The 25103-nt window shown below is 63.4% G+C and carries 28 protein-coding genes, 1 tRNA gene and 1 pseudogene; 19 read left to right on the top strand and 11 right to left on the bottom strand.

Annotated features, from left to right (window positions below):
- Window positions 1-67 precede the first annotated feature (67 nt).
- From rpoN to ptsN, 3 genes are all read left to right on the top strand, one after another.
- Window positions 68-1735, top strand: coding sequence for an RNA polymerase factor sigma-54 (gene rpoN, locus FIU28_RS00950; protein WP_143571244.1), 1668 nt, complete (start codon window positions 68-70; stop codon window positions 1733-1735).
- Window positions 1736-1797: 62 nt separating this feature from the next.
- On the top strand, window positions 1798-2406 hold the full coding sequence (hpf, locus tag FIU28_RS00945) for a ribosome hibernation-promoting factor, HPF/YfiA family (RefSeq protein WP_143571243.1): 609 nt from the start codon (window positions 1798-1800) through the stop codon (window positions 2404-2406).
- Window positions 2407-2629: 223 nt separating this feature from the next.
- Window positions 2630-3091, top strand: coding sequence for a PTS IIA-like nitrogen regulatory protein PtsN (ptsN, locus tag FIU28_RS00940; protein ID WP_143571242.1), 462 nt, complete (start codon window positions 2630-2632; stop codon window positions 3089-3091).
- Between the two features lie 88 nt (window positions 3092-3179).
- Here ptsN and FIU28_RS00935 read toward each other — a convergent pair whose 3' ends face one another.
- From FIU28_RS00935 to FIU28_RS00900, 8 genes are all read right to left on the bottom strand, one after another.
- A complete protein-coding gene (locus tag FIU28_RS00935) occupies window positions 3180-3443 on the bottom strand; it encodes a DUF1150 family protein (RefSeq protein ID WP_143571241.1) in 264 nt (87 codons plus the stop codon).
- Window positions 3444-3494: 51 nt separating this feature from the next.
- A complete protein-coding gene (locus FIU28_RS00930; protein WP_143571240.1) occupies window positions 3495-3920 on the bottom strand; it encodes an Hsp20 family protein in 426 nt (141 codons plus the stop codon).
- A 162-nt stretch (window positions 3921-4082) separates the two neighbouring features.
- Window positions 4083-5177, bottom strand: a complete 1095-nt coding sequence (locus FIU28_RS00925; RefSeq protein WP_143571239.1) for a sn-glycerol-3-phosphate import ATP-binding protein UgpC — start codon at window positions 5175-5177, stop codon at window positions 4083-4085.
- Window positions 5178-5184: 7 nt separating this feature from the next.
- Window positions 5185-6033 carry a sn-glycerol-3-phosphate ABC transporter permease UgpE gene (gene ugpE, locus FIU28_RS00920; RefSeq protein ID WP_143571238.1) on the bottom strand — a complete coding sequence of 283 codons (849 nt, stop codon included), beginning with the start codon at window positions 6031-6033 and terminating at the stop codon, window positions 5185-5187.
- A complete protein-coding gene (gene ugpA, locus FIU28_RS00915; RefSeq protein WP_143571237.1) occupies window positions 6033-6914 on the bottom strand; it encodes a sn-glycerol-3-phosphate ABC transporter permease UgpA in 882 nt (293 codons plus the stop codon). The genes ugpE and ugpA overlap by 1 nt, the downstream gene beginning before the upstream one ends.
- Window positions 6915-7017: 103 nt before the next feature.
- Entirely contained in the window at window positions 7018-8328 is a 1311-nt protein-coding gene (gene ugpB / locus FIU28_RS00910) for a sn-glycerol-3-phosphate ABC transporter substrate-binding protein UgpB (RefSeq protein WP_143571236.1), read from the bottom strand.
- A gap of 170 nt (window positions 8329-8498) precedes the next feature.
- Window positions 8499-9707: a CaiB/BaiF CoA transferase family protein gene (locus FIU28_RS00905; RefSeq protein ID WP_143571235.1), complete on the bottom strand. Its 1209-nt coding sequence runs from the start codon at window positions 9705-9707 to the stop codon at window positions 8499-8501.
- A gap of 167 nt (window positions 9708-9874) precedes the next feature.
- Window positions 9875-10300 (bottom strand): organic hydroperoxide resistance protein, encoded by a 426-nt coding sequence (locus FIU28_RS00900; protein WP_143571234.1) that lies wholly within the window; start codon window positions 10298-10300, stop codon window positions 9875-9877.
- 161 nt (window positions 10301-10461) lie between these two features.
- Here FIU28_RS00900 and FIU28_RS00895 point away from each other — a divergent pair, with 161 nt between their 5' ends.
- Complete coding sequence (locus tag FIU28_RS00895) at window positions 10462-10920, top strand: MarR family winged helix-turn-helix transcriptional regulator (protein WP_143571233.1); 459 nt, start codon at window positions 10462-10464, stop codon at window positions 10918-10920.
- 15 nt (window positions 10921-10935) lie between these two features.
- Here the strand turns inward: FIU28_RS00895 and FIU28_RS00890 are convergent, their stop codons facing one another.
- The 3 genes from FIU28_RS00890 to FIU28_RS00880 all read right to left on the bottom strand — a co-directional run bounded on the left by FIU28_RS00890 (window position 10936) and on the right by FIU28_RS00880 (window position 11957).
- Window positions 10936-11172, bottom strand: coding sequence for a GIY-YIG nuclease family protein (locus FIU28_RS00890; RefSeq protein WP_143571232.1), 237 nt, complete (start codon window positions 11170-11172; stop codon window positions 10936-10938).
- A gap of 166 nt (window positions 11173-11338) precedes the next feature.
- Window positions 11339-11414 (bottom strand) — tRNA-Ala (locus FIU28_RS00885).
- Window positions 11415-11531: 117 nt separating this feature from the next.
- Window positions 11532-11957, bottom strand: a complete 426-nt coding sequence (locus tag FIU28_RS00880) for a TIGR02300 family protein (protein ID WP_143571231.1) — start codon at window positions 11955-11957, stop codon at window positions 11532-11534.
- Window positions 11958-12094: 137 nt separating this feature from the next.
- Between FIU28_RS00880 and aroA the strand changes: the two genes are divergently transcribed.
- From aroA to FIU28_RS00810, 15 genes and pseudogenes are all read left to right on the top strand, one after another.
- The gene (gene aroA / locus FIU28_RS00875; protein ID WP_441351262.1) at window positions 12095-13456 is read left to right on the top strand and encodes a 3-phosphoshikimate 1-carboxyvinyltransferase; all 1362 of its coding nucleotides are present in this window, start codon (window positions 12095-12097) and stop codon (window positions 13454-13456) included.
- 77 nt (window positions 13457-13533) lie between these two features.
- Complete coding sequence (gene cmk, locus FIU28_RS00870; protein ID WP_143571230.1) at window positions 13534-14172, top strand: (d)CMP kinase; 639 nt, start codon at window positions 13534-13536, stop codon at window positions 14170-14172.
- A 31-nt stretch (window positions 14173-14203) separates the two neighbouring features.
- On the top strand, window positions 14204-14515 hold the full coding sequence (locus FIU28_RS00865) for a hypothetical protein (protein WP_143571229.1): 312 nt from the start codon (window positions 14204-14206) through the stop codon (window positions 14513-14515).
- Window positions 14502-15002 (top strand): hypothetical protein, encoded by a 501-nt coding sequence (locus FIU28_RS26240; protein WP_168202806.1) that lies wholly within the window; start codon window positions 14502-14504, stop codon window positions 15000-15002. The genes FIU28_RS00865 and FIU28_RS26240 overlap by 14 nt, the downstream gene beginning before the upstream one ends.
- Before the next feature lie 10 nt (window positions 15003-15012).
- Window positions 15013-15114: pseudogene (locus FIU28_RS00860) on the top strand (cytidylate kinase); the annotation flags it as partial.
- Between the two features lie 235 nt (window positions 15115-15349).
- On the top strand, window positions 15350-17050 hold the full coding sequence (gene rpsA, locus FIU28_RS00855) for a 30S ribosomal protein S1 (RefSeq protein ID WP_143571228.1): 1701 nt from the start codon (window positions 15350-15352) through the stop codon (window positions 17048-17050).
- A gap of 290 nt (window positions 17051-17340) precedes the next feature.
- On the top strand, window positions 17341-18312 hold the full coding sequence (gene sppA, locus FIU28_RS00850; RefSeq protein WP_143571227.1) for a signal peptide peptidase SppA: 972 nt from the start codon (window positions 17341-17343) through the stop codon (window positions 18310-18312).
- Between the two features lie 165 nt (window positions 18313-18477).
- Window positions 18478-18783, top strand: a complete 306-nt coding sequence (locus FIU28_RS00845) for an integration host factor subunit beta (RefSeq protein WP_143571226.1) — start codon at window positions 18478-18480, stop codon at window positions 18781-18783.
- Window positions 18784-18814: 31 nt separating this feature from the next.
- Window positions 18815-19216, top strand: a complete 402-nt coding sequence (locus FIU28_RS00840) for a LapA family protein (protein ID WP_143571225.1) — start codon at window positions 18815-18817, stop codon at window positions 19214-19216.
- 52 nt (window positions 19217-19268) lie between these two features.
- A complete protein-coding gene (locus FIU28_RS00835) occupies window positions 19269-19925 on the top strand; it encodes a phosphoribosylanthranilate isomerase (protein ID WP_143571224.1) in 657 nt (218 codons plus the stop codon).
- Entirely contained in the window at window positions 19925-21145 is a 1221-nt protein-coding gene (gene trpB, locus FIU28_RS00830; RefSeq protein WP_143571223.1) for a tryptophan synthase subunit beta, read from the top strand. The genes FIU28_RS00835 and trpB overlap by 1 nt, the downstream gene beginning before the upstream one ends.
- A complete protein-coding gene (gene trpA, locus FIU28_RS00825; RefSeq protein WP_143571222.1) occupies window positions 21142-21978 on the top strand; it encodes a tryptophan synthase subunit alpha in 837 nt (278 codons plus the stop codon). Before trpB ends, trpA begins: the two co-directional genes overlap by 4 nt.
- A 101-nt stretch (window positions 21979-22079) precedes the next feature.
- A complete protein-coding gene (accD, locus tag FIU28_RS00820; RefSeq protein WP_143571221.1) occupies window positions 22080-23012 on the top strand; it encodes an acetyl-CoA carboxylase, carboxyltransferase subunit beta in 933 nt (310 codons plus the stop codon).
- A 2-nt stretch (window positions 23013-23014) separates the two neighbouring features.
- Window positions 23015-24337: a bifunctional folylpolyglutamate synthase/dihydrofolate synthase gene (locus FIU28_RS00815; RefSeq protein WP_143575971.1), complete on the top strand. Its 1323-nt coding sequence runs from the start codon at window positions 23015-23017 to the stop codon at window positions 24335-24337.
- Window positions 24338-24351: 14 nt separating this feature from the next.
- Complete coding sequence (locus tag FIU28_RS00810; RefSeq protein ID WP_143571220.1) at window positions 24352-25092, top strand: metallophosphoesterase family protein; 741 nt, start codon at window positions 24352-24354, stop codon at window positions 25090-25092.
- The last annotated feature ends 11 nt before the right edge of the window (window positions 25093-25103 follow it).

Genomic DNA, 25103 nt, shown 5'->3' with positions numbered 1-25103 from the left:
CGTGTACATCGTCCCGCAAAAGGGATAAGCAAGAAACGGACCAACTTTTGGATCGGTTTTTGCCGCCATGGCGCTGACGCAGAGACTAGAGTTTCGTCAATCCCAGTCGCTGGTGATGACGCCGCAGCTGATGCAGGCGATCAAGCTGCTGCAGCTCTCTAACCTCGACCTCTCGACCTTTGTCGAGGATGAACTGGAGCGCAATCCGCTGCTGGAGCGCGCGAGCGATGGCAGCGAGCCCGCGATCGCCGGCGAGGCCGGGCCCGAGCGCGCCGAATTTACCGACCACGCTCGCGACGACAGCTTTTCCGGCCAGGAAGGCTCAGGCGATTCCTCAGATTTTTCCGACCGCGGCATCAGCGACGGCTTCGATGCTCCCGCGCCCGACGAGTGGATGAACAGGGAACTCGGCAGCCGCGCCGAGATCGAGCAGACCCTCGACACCGGCCTCGAGAACGTGTTTTCGGAGGAGCCGTCGGAAGCCGCGGCCCGCAATGCGCAGGATTCCGCACCGACTTCCTATACCGAATGGGGCGGCGGCGCCTCTTCCGACGACAGCTACAACCTGGAAGCCTTTGTCGCGGCCGAAGTGACGCTGGGCAGCCATCTCGCCGAGCAACTGGCGGTCGCCTTCACGTCGCCGCAGCTGCGCATGATCGGGCAATATCTGATCGATCTGGTTGATGAGGCCGGTTACCTGCCGCCGGACCTCGGTGACGTCGGCGAGCGGCTCGGCGCGTCGGCAGCTGATGTCGAGACCGTGATCGGCGTGCTGCAGAAATTCGATCCGCCCGGCGTTTGCGCGCGGAGCCTGAGCGAGTGCCTCGCCATCCAGTTGCGCGAACAGGACCGCTATGATCCCGCGATGCAGGCGCTGGTCGAGCATCTGGATCTGCTGGCCAAGCGGGACATCGCCAGCCTGCGCAAGATCTGCGGCGTCGACGACGCGGATCTGGCCGACATGATCGGCGAGATCCGGAGGCTCGATCCGAAGCCCGGCCTCAAATACGGCTCGGCGCGGACCCAGACCGTGGTGCCCGATGTCTATGTGCGGCCCGGCCCCGACGGCGGCTGGCATGTCGAGCTTAACAGCGACACGCTGCCGCGCGTGCTGGTCAACCAGGTGTATTATTCCGAACTGTCGAAGACGATCCGCAAGGACGGCGACAAGTCATACTTCACCGATTGCCTGCAGAACGCCACATGGCTGGTGCGCGCGCTCGACCAGCGCGCCCGCACCATTCTGAAAGTCGCGACCGAAATCGTCCGCCAGCAGGATGGTTTCTTCACGCAGGGCGTGGCGCATCTGCGGCCGCTGAATCTGAAAGCGGTGGCCGACGCGATCCAGATGCACGAATCGACGGTGTCGCGCGTTACCGCCAATAAATATATGGCGACCAATCGTGGCAGTTTTGAATTGAAATATTTCTTCACCGCCTCGATCGCCTCCGCCGACGGCGGCGAAGCGCATTCGGCGGAAGCCGTGCGGCATCACATCAAGCAATTGATCGATAATGAAAGCCCATCGGTCATCCTGTCGGATGATACCATCGTGGAGCGGCTGCGTGAGGTGGGCATCGATATTGCGCGCCGCACTGTGGCGAAATACCGCGAGGCGATGCGGATCCCTTCATCGGTGCAACGCCGGCGCGACAAGCAAAGCATGCTGGGAAATGCCCTGACGGCGCCTGCCTCCTCCTCTTCCGACCGTTCCCGCGACACCGCACCAGCTTGATTGCACTCGCGCGAAATCGGCATACTGTCTCAGTCGTACTCACGTCGAATCGAGGCATCAACATGACCCTCCGCATCTCGGGAAAAAGCATCAGTGTCGGCGACGCCTTGCGTGGCCGGGTTCATGAGCGAACCGACGAAGTGCTGCGAAAGTATTTCGATGGCAATTATTCCGGCCACATCACACTGAGCAAGGACGGCTTCGGCTTTCGTACCGATTGCGCGTTGCATCTGGATTCCGGAATTACGCTCGAGGCCGATTCGAATGCCGCAGATGCCTATGCCAGCGCCGACCAGGCGTTGCTGCAGATCGAGAAGCGCCTGCGCCGCTACAAGAGCCGGCTGAAGGATCGCTCGGCCCGCAAGACGCATGCCGAAGCTGTCGCCATCGCCGAACTGACGACGCCGACCTTGCACGCGCCGAGCTACGTCATCGAGGCGCCCGCCGGGGAAGACGAGCACGACGAGACCGGTTACGATCCGGTGATCATCGCCGAAGCCACAACCTCGCTGAAGCGGTTTTCGGTCAGCGAGGCGGTGATGGAACTGGACTTCACCGGCGCCGCCGTCGTGGTGTTCCTGCATGGCTCGAGCGGGCGCGTGAACATCGTGTATCGTCGCGCCGACGGCAATGTGGGTTGGGTTGACCCGCCGGTGGTTCAGACCTCCTGACGGCATTGACGGCCCGTTCGACCGAACCTATGGTCCGCCGCCTTCGATAGGCCGGGATTAGAAACCCGCCTATCGAAGCATTTCGCATGGGGCATTCCGGTGCTAGGATACTTCTGGGCGCACGCGCTTGGCGGTCTCTGACACAGGACGTCCCTTCCATTTTCTGACGCTGCCGGTCTACCCCTGTTTCACCTGCTGACGGTCAACATCCTCGGAACGATCCATGACGATTACCGATCTGGTGGCGCCCGAGGCGATTCTCTCGGCGTTGAAGGTCAACAGCAAGAAGCAGGCGCTGCAGGAATTATCCGCGCGCGCCGCGGTGCTGACCGGCCAAACCGAGCGTGCCATCTTCGAGGTGCTGCTGCAGCGTGAAAAGCTCGGCACCACTGCCGTCGGCTACGGCGTCGCCATTCCGCACGGCAAGCTGCCGACGCTGAACAAATTGTTCGGCATGTTTGCGCGGCTGGAGCGCCCGATCGATTTCGAGGCGATGGATGGTCAGCCGGTCGATCTCGTGTTCCTGCTGCTCGCCCCGGAAGGCGCCGGCGCCGATCATCTGAAGGCGCTGGCGCGAATAGCCCGGCTGCTGCGTGATCAGGACGTCGCCAAGAAGCTGCGCGCCTCGCGCGATGCCCAGGCGATCTACTCGGTACTGGCGCTGCCGCCGGCGACGGCCGCCTGACTCTCGGGACTGCGGCAGGCCGGCCATTCGGACAGCAAAATACGCGGGATGCTGCCCGCGTACTTCAACACCTCAGGCGGTCGTCGCGTTAGTGAACGCTGACGGCCTGCAATTCCTGGCTCCACGCATTGGCAATCGCGGCTTCCCTGCTGTCGGTCAGCATGATCGGCGTGCCATCGGCGGCGTGCAGGGCGAACAGCTTCAATCCGGGCGCAATATGCGGCGCCTGCGGAAACAGGCCCGGCACGTCCTCGGAGCGGATCTGCTTCACATAGGCGATCAGCCCATCGCCCAGATGAGCCAGCGTTTCGGCGGAGACATCCGCGACGTCAACAATATTCACTTCACTCATGGTCTCGACTCCTTACGGTTGACCAAGCGGTCGAGTCCGCTACTAGTTCCATTATTCGTGCTCATTGATAGCAATTGTCTTAACGACCCTTTCAGGCTCCGGCCTGGTGAGGTCGATCGACAACAACCCGTTCTTCAGATCCGCTCCCAATACCTGCATCCCCTCCGCCAGCACGAAGGTGCGCTGGAAGTGGCGTGCCGCAATACCGCGGTGGATGTACTGCCGGGACTTGTCGTCCTGCTGGCGACCCCGAATGACGAGCTGGTTTTCCTCGGTGGTGACATCGAGTTGATCGCGGGTGAACCCCGCCACCGCCAGCGTGATGCGCAGGCGTTCGGGCTGACCGCTGTTACGGTCGCACCGCTCGATATTGTACGGAGGATAGCCGTCGGCGCCTTTGACAACGCGGTCGAGCGCACGCTCGATCTCGTCGAAGCCCAACAGGAACGGACTGGATAACGAAGGAACACGAGACATAGATACAAAGCCCTCTCGAAGCGACTTTGGGTATCAGGGCCCTGACGGCGCCCTCTTCACCGACAGGCTGAGTGCCTGCCGATGCGTCCAATATGGGCATAGTACCGCCGGGTTCAAGAACCCCGGAATCGCCCGGTCTGCTTGGCCGCGCGTTGATTTCGGTCAGGTATCGATCCGGCTGCGGCCGTCGGCGCTGAACAGATGCAATTTGTCGCGGGGCGCGATGGCCCGGATTCGCTCGCCCACGGCGGGCGCAATCTGGCCGGGCACGCGGACGATGACTTCGCCCGCCGGCAATTCGCCCGGCGTGGTGCTGATGCCGTGCGCGCCGTCGCGGGCACCGTAGACGAAGGTTTCCGGGCCGACCCGCTCGATGGCTTCCACGGTCAGGTCCAGCGCGATGCCGCCGGTGGCGACCGCGTCGGGGGAGATCGTCAGGTCCTCGGGCCGGACGCCGAGAATGCCGGTTTCGGCCTGGCTACGGCTGTCGCCGGCGAATTGAAGGCCGATCTCGCCTGATCGCATCGGGATCAGGTTCATCGGCGGCGCGCCGATGAAGGAGGCGACGAAGGTGGTGGCGGGCTTGCGGTAGATTTCCAGCGGATTGCCGATCTGCTCGACCTCGCCGCCATTCATCACCACCAGGATATCGGCCAGCGTCATCGCCTCGAGCTGGTCGTGGGTGACGTAGATCGAGGTGGTCTTCAACCGGCGCTGCAATTTGCGGATCTCGACCCGCATCGCCACGCGCAGCTTGGCGTCGAGATTGGACAGCGGCTCGTCGAACAGAAACACTTTTGGCTGCCGCACGATGGCGCGGCCCATCGCGACGCGCTGGCGCTGGCCGCCGGAGAGTTGCCGCGGCTTGCGATCGAGCATGGCGCCGATTTCGAGAATCTTCGCGGCCTCGCGGACGCGGGCGTCGATCTCGGGCTCCTTCATGCCGCGATTGCGCAGGCCGTAGGCCATGTTGTTGTAGACGCTCATATGCGGATACAGTGCGTAGTTCTGGAACACCATCGCGATGTCGCGATCCGCCGGCTCGACCTCGTTGACGACGCGGCCGCCGATGTCGATCTCGCCTGAGGTAATGGTTTCCAGCCCCGCCACCATGCGCAGCAAGGTCGACTTGCCGCAGCCGGAGGGGCCGACCAGCACACAGAACTGCCCGTCAGCGATTTCGAAATTGACGCCCTTGATGGCCTCGAAGCCGCCGGGATAGGTCTTGCGCACATGGCGCAGCGAGACGTTCGACATGAAATTCCTACTTCTCGGTCTCGACCAGGCCGCGCACGAACAGGCGCTGCATGAACACAACCACCGCGACCGGCGGCAGCATCGCCAGCACCGCCGTGGCCATCGCGAGCTGCCATTCGGCAAGTTCGTCGGTGGTCGTCAGCATCTTCTTGATGCCGGTGACGATGGTCTGCATGGATTCCTGCGTGGTGATCAGCAGCGGCCACAAATATTGATTCCAGCCATAGATGAACTGGATCACGAACAGGGCCGCCATCGTGGTCACCGACAGCGGCAGCAGCGTATCCTTGAAGAACCGGAACGGCCCCGCGCCATCGATCCGCGACGCCTCCAGCAATTCGTCGGGAATCGTCATGAAGAACTGCCGGAACAGCAACGTGCCGGTGGCGGACGCGATGAGCGGCAGGATCAGCCCCGCATAGGTGTCCAGCATATGCAGATCGGCGATCACCTTGTAGGTCGGATAGATGCGCACCTCGACCGGCAGCATCAGGGTGACGAAGATGATCCAGAACGCCGTCTGGCGGAACGGAAAGCGGAAATAAACCACCGCATAGGCCGACAATACCGAAATGAAGATCTTGCCGATCGCGATGCCCGCCGCCGAGATGAAGGAATTCAGCAGCATCTGTCCGACCGGCTCGCGGCTCGCGCGCGCGCCGCCGACAAAAATCGCGCGGTAGTAATTCTCCAGGCCGTGTCCGCCCGGCAGCATCGGCATGTTGCCGTTGACCACCGTGGCCGCATCATGGGTCGAGGCGATGATTGCGACATAGACCGGAAACACGACGATGAACACGCCGAAGATCAGGATCGCGTAGGCCAGAATGTCGTTCCAGCGGCGGTGCTCGACCATCAGTACTGCACCTTGCGCTCGACATAGCGGAACTGGATCGCCGTCAGCGCGATCACGATGACCATCAGCACGACGGATTGCGCCGCCGAACTGCCGAGATCGCCGCCGAGCCGGCCGTCGGCATAGACCTTGTAGACCATCGTCGTCGTCGAGCCGGCCGGGCCGCCGCCCGTCACGGCGTCGATGATGCCGAATGTGTCGAAGAACACGTAGACGACGTTCACCACCAGCAGGAAGAACGTGGTCGGCGACAGCAGCGGGAAGGTGATGGTCCAGAACCGCCGCAGCGGCCCGGCGCCATCGATGGCGCCGGCCTCCAGCACGCTGCGCGGGATCGATTGCAACCCTGCAAGGAAGAACAGGAAGTTATAGGCGATCTGCTTCCACACGGCGGCCATCACGACCAGCGTCATCGCATGGTTGCCGTTGAGTAGCGGATTCCAGTTGAAGCCCATCAGGCGCAGCGGCCGCGCCATGGTGCCGAGCGTGGGATGGAAGATGAACAGCCACAGCACGCCGGCCACCGCCGGCGCCACCGCGTAGGGCCACAGCATCAGCATCTTGAATGCGGGCGCTGCCTTCAGATTCTTGTCGGCCTGGGTCGCGAACAGCAAAGCGATCGCCAGCGACAGCCCGGCCACCAGCGACGAGAACACCAGCGTCGTCAACATCGCCTTGTAGTATTCAGGCTGCGTGAACAGCGCCTGATAGTTCTCTAACCCGATGAATTCCGAGTTCAGGCCGAAGGCGTCCTCGCGCAGGAAGGATTGCCAGACGGCCTGCAGCGCGGGCCAGTAGAAAAAAACAGCCGTGATGACCAGCTGCGGCACCAGCAGCAGATAGGGCAGCAACCTGCCTTTGAAGACGGCGGACTTTTCCATCGCTTGTTATCGCGCCTCACGGCAGGGGCGTTCTGCCCCCTCCCCCGCAAGGGGGAGGGAACATGTCTGCCGTGCCTCGCCATGATGCGCTACGACGATCATGTTACTTCACCGTCTTCTCGAACGTTCGCAACATCGCGTTGCCGCGCGAGACCGCGGTGTCGAGCGCCTGCTGCGCAGTCTTCTGCCCGCCCAAAGCGGATTCCATCTCCTCCGCCCAGATGTCGCGTAGCTGCACCATGTTGCCGAAGCGCAGGCCGCGCGAGTTTTCGGTCGGCTCCTTGTTGGTGAGCTCCTTCAACGGCGTCTGCAGGATCGGATTCTTTTCATAAAAACCGTCGGCCTTGGTCTTTTCGTACGCTGCCTTGGTGATCGGCAGGTAGCCGGATTCCTGGTGCAGTTTGGCTTGGCGGTCGGTGTCGGACAGGAACGTGAAAAACTTGGCGATGCCCTTGTATTCGTCCGGCTTCTTGCCGCCCATCACCCACAGCGAGGCGCCGCCAATGATCGAGTTCTGCGGCGCGCCGGCCACGTCCGGGTAATACGGCATCGGCGCCGAGGTGAAGGCGAACTTCGCGGTGCCCTTGGCGGTCGCATAATAGCCCGACGATGTCAGGAATAGCGGGCACTCGCCGGAGCCGAACCGGCTCTCGCTGGCATTGGCGCGGCCGGAATAATCGTAGGTCTTGTCCTTCTGCAGTTCGATCAGCGTCTGCAGATGCTTGACCTGGAGCGGCGCGTTGAACTTGAGCTCGGTATCGAAGCCGTCCAGCCCGTTGGCCTTGGTGCCGATCGGCACGTTGTGCCACGCGGAGAACTGTTCGATGTGCGCCCACGTCGCCCAAGCATTGGAAAAGCCGCAGGTCGCATAGCCGGCGGCCTTGAGCTTCTTGGCGTCCTCGAAAACTTCCGGCCAGGTCTTCGGGATTTCCGCGATGTTCGCCTTCTTCAGCGCGTCGAGATTGACCCACATCACCATCGAGGACGAGTTGAACGGGAACGACAGCATCTCGCCCTTGGAGGTCGAGTAATAGCCGGTGATGGCGGGTAGATAATTGTTGGCGTCGAACGGCTCGCCCGCGTCCTTCATCAACTGGTACACCGGCTTGACGGCGCCCTTGGCGCTCATCATGGTTGCGGTGCCGACCTCGAAGACCTGCAGGATGTGCGGTGCGGTGCCGGCACGGAACGCAGCGATGCCGGCGTTCATCGTGTCGGGATAGGCGCCCTTGAAGGTCGTGACCACCTTGTAGTCGGACTGGCTGGCGTTGAAGTCGGCCGCGAGCTTGTTGACGATGTCGTTGTTGCCGCCGGTCATCGCGTGCCACCACTGGATCTCGGTCACCGCATAGGCCGGCGACGCGAGCACGAGGGTCGAGGCGAGCAGGGTGGCAAGGCGCAGTGGTCGGTTCATTCCAAGGTCTCCCGGTGGCCGTCATCATCGTTGCTGCGCCGGTAACAGCGCGGGATGACATTGGGATGACGGTATAGTCGAGCCGACGCCCGCGCGAAAGCGCGGATCATGGCAGCTGGAAGTTTAGTGAGGTCCGGGATGGGACCGCATCCCTGACCTTGCTGCTAGCGCTAGCGCTTGCGCTCCGGGCCGCTGACCGTGCCCCGGGCGACGAGATCGCCGATCTCTTCCGCCGAATAGCCGAACTCCTCGAGCACCTCGGTGGCATGCTCGCTGAACTTCGGCGGGACGTGGCGCAGGCTTGCCGGGGTGCGGTCGAAGCGCACCGGTGAAGCGACGCCCTTGTACCAGTCCTTCTCGATGATATCGCCGCGCGCAATCGTGTGTGGGTTGGCGAGCGCCTTGTCGATCGACTGCACCGGGCCTGCGGGCAGGCCGGCGGCGAGCAGGCGGCGGCATAGCGGTTCGCCGTCTTCCTGCGTGAGGATCGCTTCCAGCTCGGCGCGCAATTCGTCGCGGTTGACGACGCGGTCGCGGTTGCGGGCAAAGCGCGTGTCGGTGCCAAGCTCGGGCTTGCCGAGCTCCTTGCACAGCTTGCGATAGGTCGCGTCATTGCCGACGCCGACGAAGATGTCGCCATCGCGCGCCGCGAACACGGCATAGGGATACAGGTTGGGATGCTCGTTCCCGGTGCGCGCCGGCGGCTTGCCGCCATTCATGAAGTAGTTGGCGGTGTGCGGGTGCATGATCGCGAGACCCGTTTCGTACAAAGTCGCTTCCACGAACTGGCCAAGGCCGGATCTGGCGCGCTCCGCCAGCGCCATCAGAATGCCGACGCAGGCATACAGCCCGGTCGACATATCGACGAGGGCGACGCCAATCCGGGTCGGGCCGCTGTCCGCCGTGCCGGTGGCGGCCATCAGGCCGACCATCGACTGGATCACGGCGTCATAGCCGGGATGGCCGCCATGCGGGCCGTCGCCGCCGAAGCCGGAAATCCGGCAATGGATCAGTTTCGGAAATTTTGCGCGCAGCACATCATTGCCGATGCCCCATTTGTCGAGCGTGCCCGGCTTGAAGTTCTCGATCATCACGTCGGCGTCTTCGAGCATCCGCATCAACACGACGCGGCCGGCTTCCGAGGCGAGGTCGAGGCCGATCGAGCGCTTGTTGCGATTCGCGCCGATGAAATAGGCGGCGTCGTCCTCATGGAAGGGAGGTCCCCAGTCGCGGGTTTCGTCGCCGGCGGGCGGCTCGACCTTGACGACGTCGGCGCCGTGGTCGGCGAGGATCTGCGTGCAGTAGGGGCCACCGAGCACGCGCGACAGGTCGATCACGCGCAGTCCGGCGATGGCGCCGGGAGCAATATTGGGGATCATGAGGCGTTTCTGATGATTTTGTTGTTGGTCGTGCGACCCATAAACCATCCAAACCGCGTCTTCGCAAACGCTGGCCGCCATGCGATTTCGGGTGTTGTCCCGAGGCAGCCAGCGTGGCTGGCCGATGCCCGCCCGCCACAGGCTGGCAGGCGGGCATCGGCGTTCGATCAGACGATCGCCGAGCGGACGTCGATATTGCCGCGGGTCGCATTGGAATACGGACAGATCTGGTGCGCCTTCTCCACCAGCGTTTCGGCCTCGTCCCGGGCCAGGCCCGGCAGCGACACCGCGAGTTCGACGTCGAGTCCGAAACCGCCTTCCGAGCGCGGGCCGATTCCCACCGTTGCCGTCACCGCAACATCGGACGGCACCTTCGGGCCGCCCTGCGACGCCACGAATTTCATCGCACCGATGAAGCAGGCCGCGTAACCCGCCGCGAACAGCTGCTCCGGATTGTTGCCCTCGCCACCCGCACCGCCGAGCTCCTTCGGGGTGGTGAGCTTGACGTCGAGCGTGCCGTCGAGGGTCGCGGCATGGCCGTCGCGGCCGCCGGTAGCCTTGGCACTGGTCTTGTAGAGGACGTTGACGGACATGACTGCTCTCCTGCGTGAAGCGATGTCGTCTATATGGCGTCCAATTAGATTGTGCACAATAAAAAATGAGGGTCGGACAATTCGATTGCGCTCAATTGATTGTGAGGCCGGAAGGCCCCACATGGCATCCTGACCGACCGGTCAGGTCCGAAAGGTGTGCGATGCCACGGAAGCATGCGGCGTATTCGCCGCTCAAGCTCGAGAACCAGATCTGCTTCGCGGTGTACTCCACCGCGCATGCCTTCAATCGGATCTACAAGCCGTTGCTGGACAGGCTTGGCCTGACCTATCCGCAATATCTGGTGATGCTGGTGCTGTGGGAGCGCGACGACGTTCCGGTGAAAGCGATCGGCGAGCGACTGTTTCTCGATTCGGGCACGCTGACGCCGCTGTTGAAGCGCCTCGAAGTGGCCGGGTTGATTCGCCGCACCCGCAGTGCTGCGGACGAGCGCCAGATGCTGATCGCGCTGACGCCGCGGGGGCATGATCTGCGCGAAAAGGCGAGAGCGGTGCCGCACGGCGTGCTGGCGGCCTCGGCGTGTTCGGTGGATGAGCTGGTATCGATGAAGAATGAGCTGGTCGCGCTGCGGGACAGGCTGAATGCGGCGCTGGGGGAGTAGGGCGCGGCTCAGGCGTTAGAGGCGTTTTTTCGCGAAGGCCCGGCCGGAGCCAGACTTCAAATATCTTTCGAAAGCGAAGGCCTGCTTTTCATCGCTGAAGGCAATGTAGGTTTTGATTCGCCACGGTCGATATTTCGACGTGTGTGTCACTTCGCCTGCGTTATGTTTCACAAGCCGCGCGCGGAGATCATCGGCGATGCCGATGTAGAAATGTTCGGTATCAAGGCTTTCAAGGATGTAGACATATTTCATGGCCTTGCGGATCCATGATGAGCGACCGTTACAAGCTGAGTAAAATTTAGTTGAGCATCGGCGGTCCGCCTACGCCCTTCGGGCTACGGCGTGACATCCTTCGCTCGCTTCGCCCCGATAGTCTGGCGTGGCTTGCCGAGCCGAAGCTCGCGAAGCGAGCGAAGGATGGTGGAGCCAGGCGGGATCGAACCGCCGACCTCTTGCATGCCATGCAAGCGCTCTCCCAGCTGAGCTATGGCCCCTTAACCTGGTAGTCCGACCTATCCGAAAAACTCAAATCGATTTCCGGGGCCGTACGAACCGCGCGCTGACTGGTCGTTAGCGCGCGGTGCATCTCAAAACACAGTTCGTGGCGAAGCTCAAGTCTCTTCGTCGCCGGAAACGTCACCAATGATGTCGGTGACGTCGTCATCACCATCTTCTTCATCGGCGATGAAGGTCGAATCATCGTCCTCATCGTCGTCGATGGTGTCATCGGCGTCGATATCGTCCTCGGATTCCAGCACGGCGGCCTTCTTGCCGGTGCCTTCCTCGGCGTCGGCTTCCTCGAGCGGAACCAATTCGTCCTCGGCATCCGCCACTTCCGGCTGTTCGGCCGCGGAAGCGGCAGCCGAAGCGGCTGCGGCGCGCGAGGCGGCGTCGGCGCGGGTGCGCGGCGGCGGGATCGGCGCAATCGGCACCACTTCGCCCGTATAGGGCGAAATCACCGGGGTCTTGCCGAGGTCGTAGAATTTTTTACCCGTCGTGGGGCAAATGCGCTTGGTTCCGAGATCGGATTTGGCCACGTGTGAATCCTAGGGATTTTTTTGAAAAACGGTGCTTCACTTGGCTAGTTGCCACGCTGCTGTCAATAGCTCTCTGCGCGTGGCGTGACGCGGTGCCGGCCATATGGTACGAGCCTGCCGCGCAAAGGAACACAATCTTGACTCATTCAGACGCCGCTTCCGACACCCCCGCGACCGTGCCCACGCCGCTCTCGGCGCACAAGAGCGCTGCGCTCGAGGGTCGCGAGCGCGTGCCCGGCGACAAGTCGATTTCGCACCGCGCCCTGATTCTTGGCGCGCTCGCGGTGGGTCAGACCCGCATCACCGGCCTCCTGGAGGGCGAGGACGTCCTCAATACCGCAAAAGCGATGCAGGCGCTGGGCGCGCAGGTCGAACGCACCGGCGAATTCGCCTGGACCGTGCGCGGCGTCGGCGTCGGCGGCTTCAAGGCGCCGCAGCAGCCGCTGGATTTCGGCAATTCCGGCACCGGCTGCCGGCTGGTGATGGGCGCGGTCGCCGGCTGCCCGATCGAGGCGACGTTCGATGGCGATGCGTCGTTGCGCAGCCGCCCGATGCGCCGCATCGTCGATCCGCTGGAATTGATGGGCGCCCGCGTCACCGCCAGCCAGGATGGTGGCCGGCTGCCGCTGACGCTGCAGGGCGCGCGCGACCCGCTGCCGATCGTCTACCGCACCCCAGTCGCCTCCGCCCAGATCAAGTCAGCGGTGCTGCTGGCGGGGCTGTCCGCCCCCGGCACGACCACCGTGATCGAGGCCGAAGCCAGCCGCGACCATACCGAACTGATGCTGAAGCATTTTGGCGCGCAGATCGTCTCCGAGAAGGAAGGCGTTCACGGCCGCAAGATCACGCTGACCGGCCAGCCGGAGCTGCGCGGCGCCGATGTCGTGGTGCCGGCCGATCCGTCCTCGGCCGCGTTCCCGATCGTTGCCGCGTTGATCGTGCCGGGATCCGACATCGTGCTGACCGACGTGATGACCAATCCGCTGCGCACCGGGCTGTTCACGACCTTGCGCGAGATGGGTGCCTCCATTGAGGAAAGCGACATCCGTGGCGACGCCGGCGAGCCGATGGCCGCGTTCCGTATCCGGGCGTCGAAGCTTGTTGGCGTCGAAGTACCGCCCGAGCGCGCGCCCTCGATGATCGACGAATATCTGGTGCTGGCAGTGGCGGCGTCGTTCGCGCAGGGCACCACCGTCATGCGCGGGCTGCAGGAATTGCGCGTCAAGGAATCCGACCGGCTGGAGGCGACGGCTTCGATGCTGCGCGTCAACGGCGTGAATGTTGAAATCGTGGGCGACGACCTGATCGTCCACGGCACCGGAAGCGTGTCCGGCGGCGGCCTCGTCGCCACCCATATGGACCACCGCATCGCGATGTCGGCGTTGGTGATGGGCCTGGCGTCGGAACAGCCGGTGACCATCGACGACACCACCTTCATCGCCACCAGTTTCCCGGATTTCATCCCGATGATGCAGCGGCTCGGCGCGGAGTTCGCATAGGCCGATCCGGCGTGGATATTTGGCATTCCGGGTGCTAAGCCGCGCCGAACCGAACGTAGACGAGTAGCTCCAAGCGCATGATTATCGCCATCGACGGACCGGCCGCATCCGGAAAAGGCACGCTGGGCAAGCGTCTGGCCCGGCATTACGGCTACCGTCATCTCGATACCGGCGTGATCTACCGCGCCGTTGCCTTTGCGTTGCTGGATTCCGGCATCGACCTGACGAACGAGGAAATGGCGGTCGCCACCGCGCTGGAGCTCGATCCCGAGAAATTCGGCAATCCGGCGCTCAAAACCCAGCAGATCGGCGACGCCGCCTCGGTGGTGTCGGCCTTTCCGCGGGTCCGCGAGGCGCTCTTGAGCTTCCAGCGTCGCTTCACCGAGGATCCGCCGGGCGCCGTGCTGGACGGTCGCGACATCGGCACGGTGATCTGCCCGGATGCCGACGTCAAAATCTTCGTCGTTGCCGATCCCGTCGTGCGGGCCCGGCGCCGGACGCTGGAGGCCAAGGCGCGCGGCGAGGTGGCCGACGAGGCCGCCGTGCTGGCCGACATCCTGCGCCGCGACGAACGCGACCAGAACCGCGTCACCGCGCCCTTGAAGCCAGCCGCAGATGCATACTTGCTGGATAACTCCAATTTGGACATCGAAGGCGGTGTCCAGGCCGCCATCGACATTGTCGAAGCCGTCCGGGCGGGCCGGATCAAGGCTTGAACTTCGGAGTTGAGGGCGTAATCTTTATCCCATGGCAGAACACGCGCAGATTGAACGCCTCACCCGGGAGATCGTCGATGCCAATACGGCACCGGGGAGCGTCGTGTCGGTTTCTGCCCGGGATTCGCTGGACTGGACCGGAGATCCCATCGTCAAGGTCAGCATCGTCATAAGCGACGAAAGTGCTCGAAAACTCCGTAATAAGGTGCCGCTTGATATATTGTCACAGTTGATGAATGGCTTGCAGGCCGCCGGGGAGACCCGGTTTCCGATCCTCGACTATGCGACGCCAGCAGAACTTTCTGCGGAAGTTTCGGCGACCTCAGATCATGGCGATTATTAATCCGTGGCAACTTTTCGATCAGGCAGACCGACTAATTGCCGAAGCCGGCGGACAACAAGTCGACCTCCGGCGCGCGGTCTCGGCTGCCTATTACGGCCTTTTTCATAGTGCGACCATCGCGGCTAGCGATTTTATCGTAAGTAAGAGCCGTAGGAATCATCGCGAATGGTCGCTTGTCAGTCGCAGTATTGACCACAAGGACCTCCGCGAACTGTGTAAAGCGCTTGATCAGCCGCCTGGAAAATACCGGCCGTTTATCCCTGCCATGGGATTCAGTGCCGAATTGAAGGATTATGCCAGAGCAGTTGTGGAGCTTCAGCAAAAGCGTCATGACGCTGATTACGACCCAATAGCGACTTTCCGGGTCTCCGATTGCAAGAGCCTCGTGGCTTCAGCTCGAAATGCGGCTACCCAGTTCAAGAGCATCAGCGTGGACGCTGACGAGTGGAGAATATTCATCTGCCTCCTCTTGTTCCCGCCGCGCTGACCGTGACGCAGATGCATACTTGCTGGATAACTCCAATTTGGATATAGAAGGCGGCGTCCGGGCCGCCATCGACATTGTCGAGGCCGTCCGAGCGGGCCGGCAACGGGTTTGAATTATCAGACTAAACCGTTGCCGTCATTGGAGGAAAGCCCGCTCCTGGTCTTGAACGTCGGCCTCGAGCCGACTGCCTTGGCACCGGATCATCAACGTCTCATGCGTGCAGTCATGCTGCCGGCCCGTTCCTGTGATTTCCCGCAGGGCGGTCGTTAGGGGTTGCGGACCCCCGACACTACGCGTTTGAGGCGCCCCTTCACCCGACTGCCGGCATACCCGCACCTGGAGAACAAATGGCTTCGACCGATACTTACAATCCTTCACGCGACGATTTCGCCGCGATGCTCGACGAGTCCTTCGCAGGTGGCAACCTGCAGGAAAGCTCCGTCATCAAGGGCATTGTCGTCGCGATTGAAAAGGACATGGCCGTCATCGACGTCGGCCTGAAGACGGAAGGCCGCGTGGCGCTGCGTGAATTCGCCGTGCCCGGCCGCGAAAACGAACTCAAGGTTGGCGACGAGGTCGAAGTATTCCTCGACCGGATCGAAAACGCACTGGGCGAAGCCGTGCTGTCGCGCGACAAGGCGCGCCGCGAAGAGAGCTGGGGCAAGCTCGAGAAGGCCTTCAACAACAACGAGAAGGTTCACGGCGTCATCTTCAACCAGGTCAAGGGTGGCTTCACCGTCGATCTGGATGGCGCAGTCGCCTTCCTGCCGCGTTCGCAGGTCGACATCCGCCCGATCCGCGACGTTGCTCCGCTGATGAACAACTCGCAGCCGTTCCAGATCCTCAAGATGGATCGCCGCCGCGGCAACATCGTCGTGTCGCGCCGCACGGTTCTCGAAGAGACCCGCGCCGAACAGCGCCAGGAACTGGTCCAGAACCTCGAAGAGGGTCAGGTCATTGACGGCGTCGTCAAGAACATCACCGACTACGGTGCGTTCGTGGATCTCGGCGGCATCGACGGCCTGCTGCATGTCACCGACATCGCATGGCGCCGCGTCAACCACCCGACCGAAGTGCTGACCATCGGTCAGACCGTCAAGGTCAAGATCATCAAGATCAACCACGAGACCCACCGTATCTCGCTCGGCATGAAGCAGCTGCTCGACGATCCGTGGCAGGGCATCGAGGCCAAGTACCCGCTGAACGCGCGCTTCTCGGGTCGCGTCACCAACATCACGGACTACGGCGCCTTCGTCGAACTGGAGCCGGGCATCGAAGGCCTGATCCACGTCTCGGAGATGTCCTGGACCAAGAAGAACATGCACCCCGGCAAGATCGTTTCGACCTCGCAGGAAGTCGACGTGCAGGTTCTCGAAGTCGATTCCGTCAAGCGCCGCATTTCGCTCGGTCTCAAGCAGACCATGCGCAATCCGTGGGAAGTGTTCGTCGAGAAGTATCCGGTCGGTGCCACCGTCGAAGGCGAAGTCAAGAACAAGACCGAGTTCGGCCTGTTCCTGGGTCTCGACGGCGAAGTGGACGGCATGGTCCATCTCTCCGACCTCGACTGGAAGCAGCCGGGTGAGCAGGTCATCGACAACTTCAAGAAGGGCGACATGGTCAAGGCCATCGTCCTCGATGTGGATGTCGAGAAGGAGCGCATCTCGCTCGGCGTCAAGCAGCTCGAAGGCGACCCCTTCGCCGAGCCGGGCGACGTCAAGAAGGGCGCTGTCGTTACCTGCGTCGTTCTCGAAGTGAAGGAATCCGGCATCGACGTGCAGATCGTCGACACCGATTTCACCAGCTTCATTAAGCGTTCGGAACTCGCGCGTGAGCGCGCCGACCAGCGCGCCGAACGTTTCGCCGTCGGCGAAAAGGTCGACGCCCGGGTGATCCAGTTCGACAAGAAGGCCCGCAAGGTCCAGGTGTCGATCAAGGCGCTCGAAGTCGCGGAAGAGAAGGAAGCCATCGAGCAGTACGGGTCTTCGAACTCGGGTGCGACGCTCGGCGACATTCTCGGCACCGCGCTCAAGCAGCGCACCGACAAGTAAGCTCAAGGCTTATTCGTCATATCAATTGGGGCCCCGGGAAACCGGGGCCCTTTTTGTTGGGAGAACCGTAGCCCGGATGCAGCGAAGCGAAATCCGGGGGAGCCGCTTCGGCGCATTGGCCGGCCCCGGATTGCGCTGCGCTGCATCCGGGCTACGCATTTGCGGCTGCGACCTTGTTTTCTTCATATTGCGTGGCAATTGATGTAATTCAGTGACGCGATGGCAAGCTTGCGTCCGCAAATACCATCCGCTGACTTATCGACGACCAGAGCCGTCCCGGGAGATTTTCGATGTCGCTTGATACCGATGTGATCGTCGATCGCCGCAGGATGCGGCGCAAGCTGACGTTCTGGCGCGCCCTCGCCGTGCTGGTGGCGATGGCCGCAGTGGTCAGCGTCGGCATCGTCGCCAACCGCTCGGGGACCAGCGCGCTGGCCTTCACCGGGTCGATCGCCCGAATCCATATCGATGGCCTGATCCGCAGCGACAATGATCGTGTCGAGGCCCTGGAGCGGCTGGAGAAATCCAATGCCGCCGCCGTGGTCGTCCATATCAATTCGCCGGGCGGCACCACCGCCGGCTCCGAGCAGCTCTACGACGCCTTGATGCGCTTGAAGGCGAAGAAGCCCATGGTCGTGGTCGTCGAGGGCCTCGCGGCCTCCGGTGGCTACATCGCGGCGATCGCGTCGGATCATATTGTGGCGCAGCAAAGTTCGCTGGTCGGGTCGATCGGCGTACTGTTCCAGTTTCCCAATTTCAGCGGGTTGATGAAGACCGTCGGCGTGCAGGTCGAGGAAGTGAAATCCTCGCCCTTGAAAGCCTCGCCGAACGGCTTCGAGCCGACCAGCCCGGAAGCCCGCGCCGCGCTGGAATCGCTGGTGAAGGATTCCTACGCCTGGTTTCGCGGCATGGTGCAGACCCGCCGCGGCATGGATGGCGCGCTGCTGGAGAAGGTCGCCGACGGCCGCGTCTTCACCGGCCGTCAGGCGGTCGATCTCAAGCTGGTCGACCAGCTCGGCGACGAGAAGACCGCGGTGGCCTGGCTGGTGGCCGAAAAGAAGGTCAAGAGCGACCTGCCGGTGCACGATTTCAAGCTGACGCCGAAATTCGGCGACCTCACTTTCTTGCGCGCGGCGGCGTCCGTCACGCTGCAGGCCGCGGGCCTGCATGGCATCGCGCAGCAGCTTGGCATGGGGGTGGCGCTGGAGCAGTTCAACCTCGACGGTATGCTGGCGCTGTGGCGGCCGGCCGGTTCGAATTGAGTTCAAGTCGGGAACGATGTGCGGTTGTCATCCGGCGAGCAGGCATGAAATATTTTTCCGGGCATTTGTTACGTAGTTTAGCGGGCCCGCGATTTGATTTAGCGTCTTGACAGATCACGCCTTTTTCACGGAAATGGTCCCCCCCGCACAGAGTCCAGCATCTCGATGATCAAATCCGAACTCGTCCAGCGCATCGCCGAGCACAATCCGCATTTGTACCAGCGGGATGTGGAGAACATCGTCAATGCGATCCTCGATGAGATCGTGGCGGCGCTGGCGCGCGGCGACCGGGTCGAATTGCGGGGCTTCGGGGCGTTTTCGGTGAAGCACCGTCCGGCCCGCGCCGGCCGTAACCCGCGTACCGGCGCGCATGTGCCGGTCGACCAGAAGAGCGTGCCGTTTTTCAAGACCGGCAAGGAAATGCGCGAGCGGCTGAACAAGGACTCCGGGACTTCCGAAGCCAGCGCGTGAAGCCGGTGCTGTCGCGCTGAAGCGAGAGACGATGATGCGCAAATTTTTCGCAGGCCTGATCCTGATCCCGCTCGCGGTGGTCTTTGTCGTCTTTGCGGTCGCGAACCGCCATGTGGTGACGGTGTCGTTCGACCCGTTCAACTCCGCCAATCCTTCGGTCGGCGCCAGCCTGCCGCTGTTCGTGATCATCATCGCGGTGGCGATGATGGGCGTCGTCGCAGGCAGTCTGGCGACCTGGATCCGGCAGGGCCATTGGCGACGCGCCGCCCGCCTGCACGAGGCCGAGGCGCGCCGCACCCGCGTCGAACTGTCCGACCTGCGCATTCACACGGCGAACGTCGCCCGAAACGCGCCGCCGCGTATGGTAGCACCGGTTCCCGCCCGTCTCGGCTTTGACACCTCGGAGCGAGACAAGACCGGCGCGACGTTGTAGAACCCGGCCAATTGCGCTCCTTATCCTGTGTCCGCCATCGGTCATTTGCACCATGTCCCTGATCGTCAAAATCTGTGGCCTTTCCACTCCGGCGACGCTCGACGCCGCGCTGGCGGCTGGCTCGGACATGGTCGGCTTCGTGTTCTTTCCAGCCTCGCCGCGCCATGTCGACCTCGATACCGCGCGCATCCTGGGCCGGCAGGCCAAGGGCCGTGCCGTCAAGGTGGCGTTGTCGGTCGATGCCGACGACGCGCTGCTCGCCAACAGCATCGACGCGCTGCAACCGCAGATCCTGCAGTTGCACGGCCAGGAGAGCGTGGCGCGTATCCGCGATATCAAGCAGAAGTTCGGCCTGCCGGTGATGAAGGCGCTTGCGGTGGCAACCAAAGCCGACCTGGCGACGTTGCCCGGCTACGCGGCGGTATGTGACCGCATCCTGTTCGATGCCAAGCCGCCGAAGGATGCGTCCCGTCCGGGCGGGCTCGGCGAGCCGTTCGACTGGCACTTGCTGGAAGGTCTGAATCTTGCTTTGCCCTTCCTGGTGTCCGGCGGTCTCGATGCCTCCAACGTCGCCGAAGCGTTGCGCATCACGCGCGCCGGTGGCGTCGATATCTCTTCCGGCGTGGAAAGTACGCCCGGTATCAAGGATCCCGACATGATCCGCGACTTCATCCGCGCTGCGCGCGTCACCGAAGAATTGATGACCTGATGAACCAGAACGCTCTGCCCAACTCCTATCGCACCGGTCCCGATGAAGGCGGCCATTTCGGCATTTTCGGCGGCCGCTTCGTGGCCGAAACGCTGATGCCGCTGATCCTCGATCTGCAGCAGGCCTATGACGACGCCAAGGCCGATCCGGCCTTCCAGGCCGAGATGAACGGCTATCTCAAGGATTATGTCGGCCGTCCGTCGCCGCTGTATTTTGCTGAACGCCTGACCGACCATCTCGGCGGCGCCAAGATCTATTTCAAGCGCGAGGAGCTGAACCACACCGGCTCGCACAAGGTCAATAACGTGCTTGGCCAGATCATGGTTGCGCGCCGCATGGGCAAGAAGCGCATCATCGCCGAGACCGGCGCCGGCCAGCATGGCGTTGCCACCGCGACGCTGTGCGCCCGGTTCGGGCTGGAATGCATCGTGTTCATGGGCGCGGTCGACGTCGCGCGCCAGCAGCCCAACGTGATCCGGATGGAGATGCTCGGCGCGACGGTGGTGCCGGTGCAGGCCGGCGCGCGCACGCTGAAGGACGCGATGAACGAGGCGATGCGCGACTGGGTGACCAATGTCAGCGACACCTTCTATTGCATCGGCACCGTGGCGGGCCCGCATCCCTATCCAATGATGGTGCGCGATTTCCAGTCGATCATCGGTACCGAGACCAAGGCGCAGATGCTGGAGGTGGAAGGCCGGCTGCCGGATTCGCTGATCGCCTGCATCGGCGGCGGCTCCAACGCGATGGGGTTGTTTCATCCCTTCCTCGATGATCCCACGGTCAAGATTTTCGGCGTCGAAGCCGCCGGCCACGGCCTTACCCAGCTGCACGCCGCCTCGATCGCCGGTGGCCGCCCCGGCGTGCTGCACGGCAACCGTACCTATCTGCTGATGGATAAGGACGGCCAGATCCAGGAAGGCCATTCGATCTCCGCGGGCCTCGATTACCCCGGCATCGGGCCGGAGCATTCCTGGCTGCACGAGAGCGGTCGCGTCACCTATCTCTCGGCCACCGACGACGAGGCCTTGGCCGCGTTCCAGCTTTTGTCGAAGCTCGAGGGCATCATCCCGGCGCTGGAGCCGGCGCATGCCATCGCCAAGGTGATGGATCTCGCGCCGACGCTGCCGAAGGATCATCTGATGGTCGTCAACATGTCCGGCCGCGGCGACAAGGACATCCCGCAGGTCGCGGAAATTCTGCGCGGAGTGAAGCTATGACCACCCGCATCGATACCCGTTTTGTTGCGCTGAAGGCCGAGGGACGCGCCGCGTTCGTCACCTTCCTGATGGCCGGCGACCCCGATCTCGACACCTCGCTCAAGCTGATCAAGGCGCTGCCCGCGGCCGGCGCCGATATCATCGAGATAGGCATGCCGTTCACCGATCCGATGGCCGACGGCCCGGTGATCCAGGCCGCCGGCCTGCGTGCGCTGAAAGCCGGCACCACGCTGCGCAAGACGCTGGCGATGATCCGCGAATTCCGCAACGGCGACGACGTCACGCCGATCGTGCTGATGGGCTACTACAATCCGATCTACATCTATGGCGTCGACAAGTTCCTGGTCGATGCCAAGGTCGCCGGAGTCGATGGCCTGATCATCGTCGACCTGCCGCCGGAGGAAGATGCCGAACTCTGTCTGCCGGCGATGAAGGCCGGGCTGAATTTCATTCGCCTGGCCACGCCGACCACCGACGACAAGCGGCTGCCGGCGGTGCTCGCGAATACGTCGGGCTTCGTCTATTATGTCTCCGTCACCGGCATCACCGGCGCAGCGAGCGCGGATGCTTCGGTGGTTGGTGCCGCCGTCGCGCGAATCAAGCGCTACACGGATCTGCCGGTCTGCGTCGGCTTCGGCATCCGCACCCCGCAGGCGGCACACGACATCGCGCAGCACGCCAATGGCGCGGTGGTCGGCTCGGCGCTGGTCGATGTGTTGAACGACACGCTGGACGCCGAGGGTCGGGCCACCGCCACCACGGTCAGCGCGGTCACCGATCTCGTCGCCGCGCTCGCCGAGGGCGTCCACGGCGCCAGACAGGCCGCAGAATAAGCCCAATTCGGCGACATAGACCCGCACGGCGGTTGCCGGTCCCGGCCCGCGCCGCCATATCAAGACCCTAGCGACGCCCCCTGAGCGACGCGGAGAACAAGATGAACTGGCTTACCAACGTCGTCCGGCCGAAGATTCGCAGCATTTTGCGCCGCGAAACGCCGGAAAATTTGTGGATCAAGTGCCCCGACACCGGGCAATTGGTGTTCTACAAGGACGTCGAACAGAACCAGTTCGTGATTCCCGGCTCGAACTATCACATGCGGATGGGCGCCGTGGCGCGGCTGAAGTCGATATTCGACAACGAGACCTGGTTCGACATCGCGGTGCCCGAAGTGACCGCCGATCCGCTGAAATTCCGCGACGAGCGGAAATATGCCGATCGCATCAAGGATGCGCGCGCCAAGACCAGCATGAAGGATTCGGTGAAGGTCGGTTACGGCAAGATCGAGGGCGCCGGCGCCGTCGTCGCCGTGCAAGATTTCGACTTCATGGGCGGCTCGCTCGGCATGGCGGCTGGCGAAGCGCTGGTGCGGGCGTTCGAGCTCGCCGTCGAAAAGAAAGCGCCGTGCATCGTGTTTGCGGCCTCCGGCGGCGCGCGGATGCAGGAAGGCATCCTGTCGCTGATGCAATTGCCGCGCTCGACCGTCGGCGTGCAGATGCTGCGCGATGCCGGGCTGCCCTACATCGTGGTGCTGACCAACCCGACCACCGGCGGTGTCACCGCCTCTTACGCGATGCTGGGCGACGTGCAGATCGCCGAGCCCGGCGCGCTGATCGGCTTTGCCGGCGCCCGCGTGATCGAGCAGACCATCCGCGAAAAGCTGCCGGAGGGCTTCCAGCGTGCGGAGTATCTCAAGGAGCACGGCATGATCGACATGGTCGTGCACCGCCACGACCTGAAGCCGACGCTGGCCCGGCTGTGCCGCATCCTGACGAAGTCGCCAGCGATCGACCTCGTGCCGCGCGTCGCGCCGGTCGATGAGCCTGCCGAGATCGAAATCAGCGCGGAAACGCCGGCCGCTCACGCGTGACCATGAACGCCGCGTCGCCGTCGCCGCTCGGTGACATCCTGACGCGGCTGTCGGCGCTGCACCCCCGCGCCATCGACCTGTCGCTCGACCGCATGACGCGGCTGCTGGCGCAACTCGATTACCCCGAACGACATCTGCCGCCGGTCATCCATGTCGCCGGCACCAATGGCAAGGGCTCGACCATCGCGTATCTGCGCGCGATCGCCGAGGCCGCCGGTCTGCGCGTCCATGTCTACGCCTCGCCGCCTCTGGTCCGCCTCAACGAGATGATTCGCCTGGCCGGCACGCTGGTCGGCGACGACGAATTGCTGGCGACGCTGCAGCAGGTCGAGCGCATCAATGCCGGCGCGCCGATCACGTTGTTCGAAGTCGAAACCGCCGCGGCGTTCCTGCTGTTTGCGAAACATCCTGCCGACGTCGTGCTGCTGGAGACCGGTCTCGGCGGAAGGCTGGACGCGACCAACGTCATCGACAGGCCTGCCGCCTGCGTGTTGACGCCGATTGGCATCGACCACACCGATTTTCTCGGGGACACGCTCGTGAAGATAGCGGCCGAGAAGGCCGGCATCCTCAAGCGCCGGGTGCCGGTGATCTCCGCCGAGCAGTTACCGGAAGCCGCCGCCGTGATCGAGCAGACCGCGCGACAACTGCACGCGCCGACGCATTTTGCCGGGCAGGAGTGGCATGTCAGCATCGAGCGCGGGCGTCTCGTCTATCAGGACGATCGCGGGTTGATGGATCTCGCCGCGCCAAAACTGTTCGGCCGCCACCAGTTCGGCAATGCCGGGCTGGCGATCGCGACCTTGCGCGCGATCGATCTGTTCAGGATCGACCATGCCGCGTTCGAGGCGGGTGTGGCGCGCGCCGAATGGCCGGCGCGGATGCAGCGGCTGTCAATGGGCCGGCTGGTGGAGATGGCGCCGCCGGACTCCGAAATCTGGCTGGACGGCGGCCACAATGTCGATGGCGGCCGCGTCGTCGCAGCAGCGCTCGGCGATCTCGAAGAGCGGGTGCCGCGCCCGCTGGTGGTGATCACCGGCATGATGGCCAACAAGGATGCGGCGGGCTTTCTCGGCAATTTCGCCGGGCTCACCCGGCATATCATCGCGGTGCCGATTCCCGAGCGCAGCGGCGCCATGACTCCGCAGGCGCTGGCCGATGCCGCGCGCAGCCTCGGCATGCGGGTCGAGATCGCAGCCGATGTGGCGTCGGCGCTGCACGCGCTGACCAGGCTTGCCTATGAGGTACCGCCGCGTATCCTGATTGCCGGCTCGCTGTATCTGGCCGGCCACGTGCTCGCCGACAACGGCACGCCGCCCACGTAAACTCAGGAGTACCGATGCGCTTTGCTGCGATCGCCGACGTGCACGGCAACTATCTCGCATTGGAAGCCGTGCTGGCGGATATCAAGGCGCAGGGCATCACCGACATCGTCAATCTCGGCGACATGGCGAGCGGCCCGCTCGACGCAAAACGCACCATCGACATCATGATGGCGATGGACGCGCCCTGCGTGCGCGGCAACCATGATCGCTATCTAACCGACTATGCGCTCGACGACATGTATCCGTCGGATCGCTTCTCACATGGCCAGCTCGAAGAAAAGCATCTCGACTGGCTGCGCGCGCTGCCGTTCAGCGTCGTGTATCGCGACGCCGTCTATCTGTGTCACGCCACGCCGGCCGACGACAACACCTACTGGCTGGAAGCGGTGACGCCGGACGGCGTGGTACACATGGCGGCGATCGAGGCGATCGAGGCAAAGGCCCACGGCATCGCGCAGTCGCTGATCCTGTGCGCGCATTCGCATATCCCGCGCACGGTGAAACTTCGCGACGGAAGGATGATCGTCAATCCCGGCAGCGTCGGCGGCCCCGGCTATCGCGACATAGCACCGTATCCGCATGCGGTGGAGACCGGCACGCCGGACGCGGCTTACGCGATCCTCGAGCAGCGCGGCGACGCCTGGCAGGTGACGTATCGTCAGGTGCCGTATGTCAACCAGGCGATGGCCGATCTCGCTTGCGCCAACGGCCGCGACGACTGGGCCAGCGCGCTGGCGACGGGTTGGATCAGATAGGGGCGGCGGCG

Origin of the sequence: Tardiphaga sp. vice154, assembly GCF_007018645.1 — a bacterium.
Classification (GTDB): Bacteria; Pseudomonadota; Alphaproteobacteria; order Rhizobiales; family Xanthobacteraceae; genus Tardiphaga.
This window is presented reverse-complemented; position numbering and strand designations above follow the sequence as displayed.

What these genes read in the sequence shown, in the direction of transcription:
- FIU28_RS26240 (WP_168202806.1), top strand. Translation starts at nt 14,502, where the DNA reads ATGGCGATTATTAATCCGTGGCAACTTTTCGATCAGGCAGACCGACTA.
- FIU28_RS00905 (WP_143571235.1), bottom strand. Translation starts at nt 9,707, where the DNA reads ATGATCCCCAATATTGCTCCCGGCGCCATCGCCGGACTGCGCGTGATC.
- sppA (WP_143571227.1), top strand. Translation starts at nt 17,341, where the DNA reads ATGTCGCTTGATACCGATGTGATCGTCGATCGCCGCAGGATGCGGCGC.
- accD (WP_143571221.1), top strand. Translation starts at nt 22,080, where the DNA reads ATGAACTGGCTTACCAACGTCGTCCGGCCGAAGATTCGCAGCATTTTG.
- FIU28_RS00925 (WP_143571239.1), bottom strand. Translation starts at nt 5,177, where the DNA reads ATGTCGAACGTCTCGCTGCGCCATGTGCGCAAGACCTATCCCGGCGGC.
- FIU28_RS00930 (WP_143571240.1), bottom strand. Translation starts at nt 3,920, where the DNA reads ATGTCTCGTGTTCCTTCGTTATCCAGTCCGTTCCTGTTGGGCTTCGAC.
- ugpA (WP_143571237.1), bottom strand. Translation starts at nt 6,914, where the DNA reads ATGGAAAAGTCCGCCGTCTTCAAAGGCAGGTTGCTGCCCTATCTGCTG.
- FIU28_RS00840 (WP_143571225.1), top strand. Translation starts at nt 18,815, where the DNA reads ATGATGCGCAAATTTTTCGCAGGCCTGATCCTGATCCCGCTCGCGGTG.
- FIU28_RS00895 (WP_143571233.1), top strand. Translation starts at nt 10,462, where the DNA reads ATGCCACGGAAGCATGCGGCGTATTCGCCGCTCAAGCTCGAGAACCAG.
- ptsN (WP_143571242.1), top strand. Translation starts at nt 2,630, where the DNA reads ATGACGATTACCGATCTGGTGGCGCCCGAGGCGATTCTCTCGGCGTTG.
- FIU28_RS00865 (WP_143571229.1), top strand. Translation starts at nt 14,204, where the DNA reads ATGGCAGAACACGCGCAGATTGAACGCCTCACCCGGGAGATCGTCGAT.
- FIU28_RS00890 (WP_143571232.1), bottom strand. Translation starts at nt 11,172, where the DNA reads ATGAAATATGTCTACATCCTTGAAAGCCTTGATACCGAACATTTCTAC.
- rpsA (WP_143571228.1), top strand. Translation starts at nt 15,350, where the DNA reads ATGGCTTCGACCGATACTTACAATCCTTCACGCGACGATTTCGCCGCG.
- FIU28_RS00815 (WP_143575971.1), top strand. Translation starts at nt 23,015, where the DNA reads ATGAACGCCGCGTCGCCGTCGCCGCTCGGTGACATCCTGACGCGGCTG.
- ugpB (WP_143571236.1), bottom strand. Translation starts at nt 8,328, where the DNA reads ATGAACCGACCACTGCGCCTTGCCACCCTGCTCGCCTCGACCCTCGTG.
- rpoN (WP_143571244.1), top strand. Translation starts at nt 68, where the DNA reads ATGGCGCTGACGCAGAGACTAGAGTTTCGTCAATCCCAGTCGCTGGTG.
- FIU28_RS00935 (WP_143571241.1), bottom strand. Translation starts at nt 3,443, where the DNA reads ATGAGTGAAGTGAATATTGTTGACGTCGCGGATGTCTCCGCCGAAACG.
- trpA (WP_143571222.1), top strand. Translation starts at nt 21,142, where the DNA reads ATGACCACCCGCATCGATACCCGTTTTGTTGCGCTGAAGGCCGAGGGA.
- ugpE (WP_143571238.1), bottom strand. Translation starts at nt 6,033, where the DNA reads ATGGTCGAGCACCGCCGCTGGAACGACATTCTGGCCTACGCGATCCTG.
- FIU28_RS00845 (WP_143571226.1), top strand. Translation starts at nt 18,478, where the DNA reads ATGATCAAATCCGAACTCGTCCAGCGCATCGCCGAGCACAATCCGCAT.
- cmk (WP_143571230.1), top strand. Translation starts at nt 13,534, where the DNA reads ATGATTATCGCCATCGACGGACCGGCCGCATCCGGAAAAGGCACGCTG.
- FIU28_RS00810 (WP_143571220.1), top strand. Translation starts at nt 24,352, where the DNA reads ATGCGCTTTGCTGCGATCGCCGACGTGCACGGCAACTATCTCGCATTG.
- hpf (WP_143571243.1), top strand. Translation starts at nt 1,798, where the DNA reads ATGACCCTCCGCATCTCGGGAAAAAGCATCAGTGTCGGCGACGCCTTG.
- FIU28_RS00900 (WP_143571234.1), bottom strand. Translation starts at nt 10,300, where the DNA reads ATGTCCGTCAACGTCCTCTACAAGACCAGTGCCAAGGCTACCGGCGGC.
- FIU28_RS00835 (WP_143571224.1), top strand. Translation starts at nt 19,269, where the DNA reads ATGTCCCTGATCGTCAAAATCTGTGGCCTTTCCACTCCGGCGACGCTC.
- trpB (WP_143571223.1), top strand. Translation starts at nt 19,925, where the DNA reads ATGAACCAGAACGCTCTGCCCAACTCCTATCGCACCGGTCCCGATGAA.